Genomic DNA, 12,837 nt, shown 5'->3' with positions numbered 1-12,837 from the left:
GGGAGAAACAGTCATGAACTTATGGCAGAAATTAATTATGCGTCGTTTGTATAACGAGCAACACAGTGAGGGAGGTGAAGGCGGTGGCGGTACAGCAACGGAACCTACTCAAGAAACATCAGCAACAGATAAAAATGAGCCACCAGCAAACAGTGATGATCCTACTAAAAGCACTGAAAAAAAGAATGGTGAAGAGCAGGGCAAGCCGACTGATAAGAAAAATGATGCCAATAAATCAGATGTAGGTGCGCCTGAAAAGTATGAATTTAAAGCACCAGAAGAAGGGCAAGAGCTTGATAAAGGTGCATTAGAAGTCTTTGAGCCTATTGCTCGTGAGCTGAATTTAAACAACGAACAAGCGCAAAAACTGGTTGATGTTTATGGCTCTAAAATCATGCCTGCTATTCAGAAACAAATCAATGATGGTTGGCAAAAGCAGACTGAGCAATGGGCTAAAACTGTTAAAGCAGATGAAGAATTAGGATCAAATGAGTCTATTGGTGCAGCACAAAAGGCATTAGATACCTATGGTTCTGATGATTTGAAATTGTATTTAACAGAAACAGGGTTAGGTAATCACCCAGAGATTATTCGGGCTTTCGCCAAGATAGGCAAAGCAATGTCAGAGGACGGTCTTGTCACTGGCAACAGTAACGGCAGTAAAAGTGCTGCTGATGTTTTATTTGGATAACAAAGAGGAAATAACATGCCTGCTTTAACTCTCGTTGATTGGGCTAAACGACAAGGCCCTGACAGCAAGCAAGCGAAGATCGTCGAATTGCTGAATCAGTCTAATGAAATTCTTGATGATATGGTTTTCGTTGAAGGTAACTTACCAACGGGTCACCGTACAACCGTTCGTACAGGTCTGCCGTCGGCAACATGGCGCTTGCTTAACTATGGTGTACCACCAAGCAAATCAACCACAGCACAGGTTACTGATGCGATTGGTATGCTTGAAACCTATTCTGAGGTTGATAAAGATCTTGCTAATTTGAACGGACAAAAGAATGAATTTCTATTGTCTGAATCAATTGCATTCTTAGAGTCAATGAACCAGCAAATGGCGGAGACTGTTATTTATGGTGATGCTACGGTTCATCCTCAGCGCTTTACGGGTTTAGCTGCACGCTTTAACGATATGAAAGCAAAGAATGCAGTCAATATCATTGATGCTGGTGGTACTGGCAGTAACTTAACTTCTGTGTGGTTAGTGGTATGGGGTGAAAACACGGTTCACGGTATTTTCCCTAAAGGTTCTAAAGCAGGTTTAGAGCAAAACCATTTAGGCGAAGTTACTTTAGAAGATGAGAACAAAGGTAAATACCAAGGCTTTCGTACTCACTTCCAATGGAAAAATGGTATCTCAGTTCGTGACTGGCGTTATGTTGTCCGTATCGCCAATATTGATTTATCCAAAATTGGTAAAGATCCAGAAAAAGCGGACACACTCGATTTGCCAGACTTGTTTATTCAAGCAATTGAGAAGATCCCTAACCTCTCTATGGGGCGTCCTGTTTTTTATTGTAACCAGCAAATTCGTAGCTGGATGCGTCGTCAAATTAAAAACAGCAAAAACGTCAATATTTCCATGGCAGAAGTTGCCGGTAAGAAAGTTGTTTCATTCGATGAAATTCCTGTTCGCCGTGTTGATGCCATCTTAACGACTGAAGATCAGGTGAAATAAGTTATTGCGGTGTCGTTTAACGGCTCCGCTAACTTTCATTTATTTGGAGATAGTCAAAATGATTTTAGATAAAGAAACGCTTTTTTCACTGGATCAGGCGGTTACTGCATCTGCTGTAAGTAAGCAAATTATCGACTTAACGCCAGTGCATGGTGCATTTCGTGATATCGGTATTGGTGAGCCATTAGAGCTGTTTGCACAAGTGACTGAACAGGCTAAAGCAGCAGGTGAAGCGACGGTTCAAATTAAGTTAGAAACCGCGACAGACGATAAATTCTCTGATGCTAAATCTATCTTTGAATCTGTGGCAATACCCATTGCTGATTTAAATGCAGGTAAACGTATTGTGGCGAAAGTACCTCAAGGCGTTCTGAAGTACCTGCGCCTGCAATATGTTGTTGCAGAAGGTCCATTAACGGCGGGTAAGTTCACTGCGGGCATTAACCTAACTGTTGATGCTCATCCTATTTACGATGCTGTAACTCAATAAGGTGTGACATGTCACGATATAAGGTTTTAAAAAAATCATTTATCGCTGGGCGTCTACTTGAAATCGGTGAAGAGGTTGAGTACGACGGTATAGCTGGCGATAACTTAGCGTTAATTGGTGGCGCTGATGCTCGACTTAATACTCATAGTGTGGCTGATGGGGCTGGTGATAATACTGGTGAAGACATAAGTAATATTGCTGTAAGCGGTTCAGGTGTGGCAATTGATTCAAGCCTTGATGCGCTTCGTGAGCAATATACCCAGCTATTTGGTAAAGCACCTCATCACAATATGGGCGCAGATAAAATGCGCACCGCAATAGATGAAAAGCGGAAAGAACTTGGGGTTTAACCCCCGATGACAAAGGGGGCGAAAGCCCCTTTTTTATTGGAGATAAATGATATGGCCTCAGAAATTGAAATTTGCAATATTGCATTAAGTCGCATTGGCAATAGTCGTTCGATTAATAGTATGACTGAATCCAGCAAAGAAGCGGTTCAATGCAACCTTCATTATGCGCAATGTCGTGATAGTGTGCTGGCCGATTTCCCTTGGAACTTTGCGACTAAAAAGGTGGCATTAGCCAATACAAATAATCCCCCGCCTAATTGGGCGTATGCCTATCGCTATCCTAATGATTGCCTAAAAGCCATTGGCATTGTCGAACCTCATCAAAAATACCGTAGACCAGATACGGCAATCCATTTTCATGTTGGTTCAGATGAAAACGGTACTGGTCGATTAATTTTTACTGATCATCCTAGTGCATGGCTTGAGTATGTTGCACGTATTACTGACGTCAATATGTTTGATGCGTTATTTAAAGATGCGCTTGCATGGCGTTTAGCGGCTGAATTGGCTCGTCCATTGGCATCAAATGCGGGGATTGGTGGTGAAGCACTACAAATTTACCAAGGTGTTATTAAAAGTGCGGCCGCACATTCATTAAGTGAGTCAGCAGAGCCAACTGATTATATGGATGAATTCACACAAGCGAGGTTGTCATAATGCCATTTAGTCTTATTCAACCTAGTTTTTCAGGCGGTGAAATTGCACCAAGCCTATATGGTCGTGTTGATCTTGCGAAGTATTCAACTGCACTGCGCAAGTGCCATAACTTTATTGTTCGTCAATATGGTGGTGTTGAGAATAGACCAGGCACACGATTTATTGCTGAAACAAAGTATCAAAATAAGAAGTCTCGCCTTATTCCTTTCCAATTCAGCACCGTACAAACCTACGCGTTAGAGTTTGGTGATCGTTATATTCGCGTATTTAAAGATGGTGGGCAGGTTCTCTATGCTGATGGTGAACATAAAGGCGAAGTGTTTGAATTATCTACACCTTATAAAGAAGCTGATTTGTTTGATTTGAAGTATACGCAATCAGCCGATGTTATGACGATTGTTCATACTGATTATCCACCAATGGAGTTACAGCGTTACGATCATGATGATTGGAAGTTAGTCTCCGTTGAAACTAAGAACGGTCCCTTTGAAGATATCAATACTGATAAGGCAATAAAAGTTTATGCTAGTGCAAGCACGGGACAAATTACGTTAACATCTACGCATGATATTTTTGGTACCGAGCAAATAGGTAAACAGTTCTATTTAGAACAACGTGATATTGATGCGGTTCCTGTATGGGAGACAGATAAAACAACCAACCTTAATGATCAACGTCGTGCTGACAGTAACTACTATCGTGCCAATAGTGGTGGTAAAACAGGAACACTAAGACCGTCTCACACGGAAGGAATGAGCTGGGATGGTTGGGGTGGTGATACAGGGATCCAGTGGGAATATCTGCATAGTGGTTTTGGTATCGTAAAAATTGAAACTGTTAGTGAAGATGGCAAAACAGCCACAGGAAAGGTGATCTCTTATATTCCATCCAATGCTGTTGGTGAAGACAACGCCAGCCATAAATGGGCGCGTGCAGTGTGGAATGATGTTGATGGTTATCCAAGCACCGTTGTTTATTATCAACAACGTTTATTCTTTGCTGGCTCTCGTGCCTACCCACAAACAATATGGGCCAGTCGTAGCGGTGACTATAAAGACTTTGGGCGCAACAATCCTATACAAGATGATGATCGCATTATCTACACGTATGCAGGTCGTCAAGTTAATGAAATTCGCCATTTGATTGATGTCGGTTCGCTGGTGGCATTGACCTCTGGTGGTGAATATCAAATCACAGGCGATCAGAACAAAGTACTTACACCTTCCAGTTTTTCAATGTCATCACAAGGTGCTAACGGTTCAAGTGATTTACCGCCAATCTCTGTTGCGAACATTGCGCTTTATATACAAGAGAAAGGCAGTGCTGTGCGTGATTTATCGTACTCCTTTGATGTGGATGGGTATCAAGGCACTGACTTAACTATGTTGGCAAATCACCTATTTCAACGCCACCGTATTGTTGATTGGTCATTTACTACGGTTCCATATTCTATTGCATGGTGCATTCGTGACGATGGGTTAATGCTGGCTTTAACCTATTTAAGAGAACAACAAGTTTTTTCCTGGGCGCCACAATCGACAGAAGGGAAATTTGAGTCAACGTGTTCGATCAGTGAAGGCAATGAAGATTCAGCCTATTTTATTGTTCAGCGTACAGTAAACGGTAAACAGGTTCGGTATGTAGAGCGCTTGGCTAGCCGTTTATTTACTCGTACAGAAGATGCTTTCTTTGTGGATTCTGGATTAAGTTATGACGGTAGAAATACTGATATATCAAAAACAGCAACCATCACTGGTGGAGCGGGTGAGTGGAACTATCAAGAAAACTATCCATTAGTGATTTCAGGTGATCCGGTCTTTAGTGCTTCTGATATTGGTAGTGCCGTCAATATTCCTTATTTTGAAGATAATGAACATAAAGAGCTTCGCTGTAAGATTGTTCAATATGTATCTGAAAATCAAGTGGTTATTTCTGCTAATCGCAATATTCCACCAGTATTACAAAATACGCCTACTACTGAATGGAGCATAGCCCGCTATCGCTTTGCTGGCTTAAATCATCTTGAAGGTAAGACAGTTAATATTCTTTCCGATGCTAATGTTTCACCGCAGGCCATTGTCACCAATGGTGCAGTGGAAATTGATACGCCATCAGCCGTAGTACATATCGGATTACCTATTACCAGCGAATTAGAAACGCTTGATATCCATATCAATGGGCAAGAAACATTACTTGATAAGAAGAAGCTTATTAAGGTTGCCAGCTTAATTGTAAATAGTAGTCGGGGTATTTGGGCTGGTACTGAAAAAGAACGGCTATATGAGTATCCTCAACGTCAATTCGAGTTTTACGACAATCCTGTTGATGATGCCACAGGCATTGTTGAAATTAATTTAGATGCAGATTGGAGCAAAAACGGACGTGTCTTTATTAGACAGGTTGATCCGTTACCGTTAGCGGTGCTCTCTGTTATTCCGCGTATTGATGCTGGTGGTTTCTGATATGAAAAAACATCATGTACAAATTACTCCTGCTACTCATGAACATATTGTTCGTTTATTACCACATGTAAGACAAGCTGATGTTGATGAGTTCTACGCTATGTCAATGCAAACACCTGAGCAGGTATTACGACATGGCTTATCTGTTTCTACTAAAGCCTATGCCGGCATTATTAATGATGAAGTCGTGACTATTTTTGGTGTTGCTTCTGGCTCATTACTTACTGGTTTAGGTATCCCTTGGCTAGCGGGGACTGATTTATTAGAGCAACACCAGAAAACCTTTCTACGACGCTGTAAACCCATCTTAAAACAGATGTTAGGGCAATACCCAACACTGATGAATTATGTCGATGAACGTAATCATATTGCTAAGGCGTGGCTCCATTGGTTGGGGTTTCAGATTGAAGAAGCAAAGCCAGCAGGTTTACTTCAGTTACCTTTCCATCGTTTTACATTGAGGGCTAAATAATGTGTGAACCAACAACATTAGCGGCAGCAGTAATTGGTACTTCTGCATTGCAAGCATATGGACAATATACCGATGGTAAATTTCAAGCATCAGTGGCCAATCAAAACGCCAAAATTAATGAAGATGCTGCGCTTGATGCAATTAATAAAGGAAACGCTCAGGCACAAGAACAGCGTAGACGTACTCGCCAATTAGCCGGCACACAGGCGGCAACAATGTCAGCCAGTGGCATTGATTTAAGTACTGCAGGTGCTTTAGATATTTTGGGTGATACTGCTGCAATGGGTGAGCTTGATGCGTTAACTATGGTCAATAACGCTTCTCGTGAAGCGTATGGCTATCGTATGCAAGCTGAGAATGATCGCCTTAATGCAAAGATGGCAAGACGCTCAGGCAATATGGGGGCAATGACAACGTTATTAACAGCACCTATTCAAGCTTATGGCGCGTATCAGCTGGCTGGTGGTACATGGAGTCCATTCGGTGGTGGTGGCTCAGGTGCTGCGAAAGCGGGTAAGACATTTGCTAAAGCACCAAAAGGATTTTAATTATGCCAAAGGTACCTACATACGATAATAGAACGGTTATGCCTGAGCAGTTACCGAATAATGGGTTTTCTGTTCAATCATCACCTGATGCTTTTGGCGCTGGCTTTGGTCGTGTTGGTGAGCAATATGTCGGTTTATTTGCAGAAGCAAAACAAAGAGCTAATGTTGCACTAGCGCAAGATGCCGCATTACAGCTACGACAAAAAGCCAACGAACTGATGACCGATCCACAAAATGGATTACTTTCTCAGCAAGGTAAAAACGCGATTGGCAAAGCGTCTGAGTATGAGCAGTCATTTCGTGATTATGCTGGTGAAATATCATCAACATTACCTGACGATATTGTGCGACAAAGCTTTATGCAACAAGCGCAAGAAATGAGTGTTCAGTTTGCATCACAAGCGAATCGTCATGAGATGGGGCAAATCAAAGCTTATGAACAAGATCAGTTTCAATCAACGTTAACATTAAATGCAGAGTCTGCCGCATCAATGTACGGTGATAATCAGGCTTATATTTCTGCACATAAACAAGTGTTTCAGCAAATAGAAGAGTTTGGATTATCACACGGTTGGGGTGAAGAGCAGATCCTCGCCAAGAAACAAGAATTCAAAGTAGCGACTGCACGTAAAGCGATTGAAAACCAACTCGGTGCTGATTATATGGGGTTCTTAGAACAAAATGGAGAACCTTCAAGCCTCGGTACGGTAAGCAGAGCGCCAACTAATAATGTACCAAATGATGGAGTAAGAGGGGTTAGAAACAACAATCCTGGTAATATTCGTATATCTAGTAATAAATGGGTAGGGCAAACCGGTGATGATGGTGCATTTGCTAAGTTTGCCACACCTGAGCACGGCATTAGAGCATTAGGTAAAAATCTACTTTCTTATGCTCGACAAGGGTTTGTTACACCAGAGCAGATCATTAATCGTTGGGCGCCACCAGAAGATAATAATGATACTCAGGCATACATTGAGTATGTATCTGATTACCTTGGTGTTGCACCTAATCAACCATTAGATTTAACGAATTTAGATACCTTAACACATTTATCGACAGCGATAATGTATAAAGAGAATGGGCGTAACCGTGTTAATTACACTGATGAGCAGATAGCAACAGGCATACAGTCAGCACTTGGTTTTGTTGAATTACAAGCGACATCTGAAGCACCAAAACTATTAACTGGATCTGCCGCTTTCGATGCATTAGATGAAGCTGACCAAGCAAAATATTTACGACAAGCAGAACAGTTACGTAAGCAAAAGCAAGGTGAATTACAGCAACAATTCGGTACTCGTGTAGCTGACTCTTACGCGGCATGGGAAAGAGGACTTGAAGCACCTAATGCGCCTACTCATGATGAATTAATCTCTGCGTTTGGCTATGACAAAGGTTCAGCTATGTCTGCCGATATGCAAGAAGCTAAACGTTATGCTGGTTTTATGTCAGCAGCTAAAGAGATGTCGCCACAAGCACAGCAAGTTTTGTTAGCTAAAAATAAACCTCAACCCGGTGAAGCAAACTACGAAAGCAAAATTCAACGTTGGGAGAAATTTGGTAAGTTCGTTGAAGGTAATATCAAGGAACAAGATAAACAGTTTGCAGCTAACCGATTACAACTTTCAATACAAAATAACTTTCCGCTTGATCCTAATGATAAGAATAATCAGCAGGCAGCAGATGATTACTTTGAACAACATATTCAGCAGAGCTTTAATTTACGTGATGATAATAGCTTAAATGCCGTTGCCGAACTTACAGCAAGAACAGGGATTATCCCATCACAAGTTAAGTCTGTATTGAATATGGGGGCAACGTCTAAAGATCCTGAAGTTGTTCTTCCTATCGCGAAAATGTATGGACAGATATTTGATAACAATCCGGCATCAGCGACTGATATTCCATCAAGCACAATGGCGTATTACTCAAAAGTATATAGTTTAAGTCGTGCAGGTATGCCTGATGAGAAAGCGGTAGAAACTGCATTTAAGACGACATTTGAACAAGATGAACGCACTAAGCAAATGATCGCTTCTCAAATCAGGGATAAAGGATATATCAAGGATAGAGATAAGGCCGCACAATCTAATATCAATGATTTTTACCCTTGGTATAAACCATTTTCTTCACCAAACGTTAGTAAGCCTGGTACTCAAAATGGCGCTTACTTACGTGACTATCAAACGCTGTATGACGCTAACTTTGCTGAAACAGGCGGTGATGCAGAACTATCCAAGAAAATGACCAACGCTCAAATTAAAAGAACGTGGGCGGTATCTAATATCAATGGCAGTGAAGAAGTTATGCGTTATGCACCAGAAGCCGTATACGGTATTAATGAATCAGGTGCTGGCAACTGGATCGCTGGACAATGGGAAGAAGAGAAAAAGCAATTAATGTCTAAGTCATTTGGTGGCGCTTCTTCTGGCACTGAAATCGTTATTGTCTCTGATGCAGTGACACCAAGAGATTACAGCTACGGAATAATGATAAAACAAACCGGTAGTGATGATATTCCTATTTATCGCCCATACACGGGAGATAACGGCTTGCCTATTCGCTTTAAACCAGAACAGTCATCATCACCAATGTATAAAGAGGTAATGGAAAAACGCCAACAAAGCGTTAAGGAAGCACAGGATAAAAGGGAACGAGAAGAAGCATTGGATAAATCGCGCTCAGAATTTGATGAACGTCGTCAAAGTATCCGTGAGCAATATAAAGAAGCTCACAATGAGCGAGTAAATAAATTCAATAATTATTTTTCTTGGGATAAAAACTGATGCCTATTTACGAACAACAACCTGATGATATTTTATCTGCGGATATTAATGCTGTTCAGCAAACTGAACCTACTTACGGTGATAATGTTTCACCGTCTTGGTATGACCCTATTAATCCGCTTGATGATAGACGGCAAACTAAAGAATTACGTAATGCGGCGTTTCGTATCGATAACTCAGTGGGTAGTTTGATTGCTACTGCACCTTTTAATCAATTTGAAGATATAGAAGGCTATAATCCATTTGAAGATGAATTAACGCTTTCAGGTTATGAAGACTATGCCGATGCCTTTATTCATTCAAACTCTCCTCAAGAAACCGCTGCAATAAAACAACGCATTGATCGTGAGAAGAATGACAGACAGCAATTAATGGATTCAGGCGGTGCCGGTATTGTGAGTAGTATAGCAATGGGGGTTATTGATCCAATTAATGTTGCTGCAATGATGATACCAGGGGGAGCCATAGTAAAAGGCGGTAGTGTTGGTGCAACAGCAGGTAAGTTTGCATTGGCAAATACTGCTGGTGGCGTAGCTTCTGAAATGGCATTGCATAGTACCCAAGAAACACGAACATTAACTGAGAGTGCGATTAACGTTACGCTAGATGCCATGATAGGCGGAACCTTAGGTTCAGCGGCGCAATTAGTTAGAAATCGAGGTGAGTTAATTAATAAAGTTAGAAATGACATTATTGAACATCAACCAAGTAATAACCCACCAGCCAATCAATCTGGTGATCGAAGCATTGGTGCTGCGGAAGTTGCTAATACAACACTTGAACAAGAGACACTAAAAGGACCCTCTTTTGTTAATAGAACAATGATGGTTAGTCCTGTTGGTCGTGTTGCTCAATCCCCCTCTAAAACAGCACGCCAAATTAATCAACAACTCACAGAAAATAACTTTACCTTTGCTAAAAATGAAGAAGGTATTGCGACATTTACCGCTGTTGAAACAAAAGTGAGAGGTTATGAAACACTTGTTTATAAGCAAGTAGAATCAACGAAAGACCACTTTAAACAGTATCGTCAATCTGGTGGTCGTGATATGAGCTATTACCAATTTAGTGAAGCTGTTGGTGATGCTATGCGTAACGGTGATACTCATGCGATACCACAAATTGCAGAGGCGGCACGTTCTATTAGACCTATTGTCGAAGCAACCAAAGATAGAATGGTTGAATTGGGGATCTTACGTGAAAATGTAAAGGTGACAACTGCACAAAGCTATTTCCCTCGTATTTATAAATTCGACAAAATTTTAAATGATCGTACTGAGTTTAGGAAAATCATTGCTGACTGGTTAGAAGAGATTAATCAAACCTCAATAAATAAAGCCAAAGGTAGCCTTGATCGTGCTGAAATTGGTATTGATAAAGCACGTAACGCTTCACCACAAGCTGAACGTTTAGGGCTTGAAATTAAAGAGGCTGAGAGTTGGTCAGGTAAAAAATCTTTGTTGATGGATGATATTAATAAATATCAAAAAATCATTAATGAAAAGAATGCGGTAGAAGTTGAGTTAAATTCACTATCTAACCTTGCTCAGCTAAATAAAACACAAACAAGAAGACAGGCAACATTACAACGAAAGTTACAGCGTATTAATGATGCTGAGAATAAATTACCTGCATTACAACGTAGCGTTGATATTCTTGATAACCCTCGCAAGTTTAGAAATGAACATCGTCGTTTAACACGAACAGCGAATTCATTAACTCGTCATGACAGAATTAGACAATCAGCATTAAATCGCATGACACCTTTAGAGCGTGAAGAATTAGATGCTGCAGCAGATGATATTGTTAATAAAATTATTGGTGCCCCGTCTGGCATTGTACCCAGTGAGCTAATCCCTGATGGGTTAGTTAAACGCGCTGGTTTTACAAAAGATAGAACCCTAAACATTCCTGATGAACGCATTAAAGACTATCTCGAATCAGATGTTAACTATGTGATGGAAAACTATATTCGCCAAGTCGCGCCTGAAATTGAACTCACTGCTAAGTTTGGTCGTGTTGATATGGATAATCAAATCAAAGCGATTACAGAGGAATACAACCAACTTATTGCTGATGCAACCACACCTAAAGAACGTAGTCGATTAGAAGTACGAAGAGAAGCTGATTTACGTGATATTCGTGCTATGCGTGACCGCCTGTTAGGAACTTATGGAGCACCTAAAGATCCATCTAGTTTCTTTGTTCGCGCTGGTCGTGTGGCTCGTCACGTTAACTTCTTACGTTTATTAGGTGGTATGACAATATCATCATTACCTGATATGGCTCGTCCGATTATGCAACACGGTTTACGTAGTGCGTTAAAACCATTGGGTAAGATGCTAACTGATATTGGTGCTATGCGAATTGCTAAAGCTGATTTACGTGAAATGGGTATTGGTCTTGAATATATATTATCCAGTCGTTCTAAGGTGATTGCTGACCTTAATGATCCATATAGCAGACGTAGTTATTTAGAACGTGGGTTACAATGGTCATCACAGAAATTTGGCAACCTTACGTTGATGAATCAATACACCGATACTATGAAAATGTGGTCTGGTGTTATTACTCAATCTAAGGTACTTAGAGCGGCAAATACTTTAGATGCTGGTGGTACGCTAAGTAAACAAGAAATAAAGAAACTGGCTCATATTGGTATCGATGAATCAATGCTAAAGCGTATAGCAGATCAGTTTAAGCGACACGGTGAAGACTTAGACGGCATGTTAACAGGGCATAGCCACTTATGGGATGATCGTGTTGTGCGTGAAACATTTCAGGCAGCAGTATTAAAAGATGTAAGAACTACAGTAATCACTCCGGGTATTGGTGATACACCATTAATGATGAGTAGTGAATTAGGTAAGATAGTTATGCAGTTTAAAACCTTCTTCTTTGCTACTCATAACAGAGCTTTAGTCTCTGGCATACAGTCAGGAGATGCATCATTCTATTATGGCGCATTGCTTCAAGTAGCACTTGGATCCCTAGTCTATGTCCTCAAGGCTAAAATGGCAGGACGAGATATTAATACCGAACCGGCTAACTTAGTAAAAGAGGGTTTAGACTGGTCAGGAATGATGGGCTGGTTAGGTGAGCCTAACAACGTATTGGAAAACCTTAGCGGTGGTACTTATGGTATGAGTGCCATGTTTGGTGGGCCACCAGCATCACGTTATCAAAGCCGTAATGGAATTGGTGCATTATTGGGCCCTACATTTGATCTCGGTGGTGATATTAAAAACATCACATCAGGTGTATTAAACGGTGAGTTTGATGATAGAGAAGTGCGATCTGTGCGCAAACTATTACCTTTCCAAAACTTGTTTTATTTGTCACCATTATTGAATCAAGTTGAGGAGCAGATGAAGTAGAGAAA

The 12,837-nt window shown here is 40.9% G+C and carries 10 protein-coding genes; all 10 read left to right on the top strand.

The window, feature by feature from the left end; translation table 11 throughout:
* Nucleotides 1-13 precede the first annotated feature (13 nt).
* From GTH24_RS11300 to GTH24_RS11255, 10 genes are read left to right on the top strand one after another with little or no spacing between them, the layout of a single operon-like run.
* Nucleotides 14-691: a peptidase gene (locus GTH24_RS11300; protein ID WP_087726489.1), complete on the top strand. Its 678-nt coding sequence runs from the start codon at nucleotides 14-16 to the stop codon at nucleotides 689-691.
* A 15-nt stretch (nucleotides 692-706) separates the two neighbouring features.
* Nucleotides 707-1,687: a major capsid protein gene (locus tag GTH24_RS11295; protein WP_004243350.1), complete on the top strand. Its 981-nt coding sequence runs from the start codon at nucleotides 707-709 to the stop codon at nucleotides 1,685-1,687.
* 58 nt (nucleotides 1,688-1,745) lie between these two features.
* On the top strand, nucleotides 1,746-2,177 hold the full coding sequence (locus GTH24_RS11290; RefSeq protein WP_060555916.1) for a Bbp16 family capsid cement protein: 432 nt from the start codon (nucleotides 1,746-1,748) through the stop codon (nucleotides 2,175-2,177).
* An 8-nt stretch (nucleotides 2,178-2,185) separates the two neighbouring features.
* Nucleotides 2,186-2,527: a hypothetical protein gene (locus tag GTH24_RS11285; RefSeq protein ID WP_164526419.1), complete on the top strand. Its 342-nt coding sequence runs from the start codon at nucleotides 2,186-2,188 to the stop codon at nucleotides 2,525-2,527.
* Between the two features lie 51 nt (nucleotides 2,528-2,578).
* Nucleotides 2,579-3,184, top strand: a complete 606-nt coding sequence (locus GTH24_RS11280) for a hypothetical protein (protein WP_164526418.1) — start codon at nucleotides 2,579-2,581, stop codon at nucleotides 3,182-3,184.
* Nucleotides 3,184-5,646, top strand: coding sequence for a hypothetical protein (locus GTH24_RS11275; protein WP_164526417.1), 2,463 nt, complete (start codon nucleotides 3,184-3,186; stop codon nucleotides 5,644-5,646). The genes GTH24_RS11280 and GTH24_RS11275 overlap by 1 nt, the downstream gene beginning before the upstream one ends.
* Before the next feature lies 1 nt (nucleotide 5,647).
* The gene (locus GTH24_RS11270) at nucleotides 5,648-6,118 is read left to right on the top strand and encodes a hypothetical protein (protein ID WP_241253948.1); all 471 of its coding nucleotides are present in this window, start codon (nucleotides 5,648-5,650) and stop codon (nucleotides 6,116-6,118) included.
* Complete coding sequence (locus GTH24_RS11265; protein ID WP_004243338.1) at nucleotides 6,118-6,666, top strand: hypothetical protein; 549 nt, start codon at nucleotides 6,118-6,120, stop codon at nucleotides 6,664-6,666. Before GTH24_RS11270 ends, GTH24_RS11265 begins: the two co-directional genes overlap by 1 nt.
* A 2-nt stretch (nucleotides 6,667-6,668) precedes the next feature.
* Nucleotides 6,669-9,455 carry a hypothetical protein gene (locus GTH24_RS11260; RefSeq protein ID WP_164526415.1) on the top strand — a complete coding sequence of 929 codons (2,787 nt, stop codon included), beginning with the start codon at nucleotides 6,669-6,671 and terminating at the stop codon, nucleotides 9,453-9,455.
* Entirely contained in the window at nucleotides 9,455-12,832 is a 3,378-nt protein-coding gene (locus GTH24_RS11255) for a hypothetical protein (RefSeq protein WP_164526414.1), read from the top strand. The genes GTH24_RS11260 and GTH24_RS11255 overlap by 1 nt, the downstream gene beginning before the upstream one ends.
* Nucleotides 12,833-12,837: the final 5 nt, after the last annotated feature.

The sequence above is a fragment of the Proteus vulgaris genome (assembly GCF_011045815.1).
Taxonomy (GTDB): Bacteria; Pseudomonadota; Gammaproteobacteria; order Enterobacterales; family Enterobacteriaceae; genus Proteus; species Proteus vulgaris_B.
The sequence above is the reverse complement of the archived record's forward strand: the minus strand, read 5'-3'. Positions and strand labels throughout refer to the sequence as shown.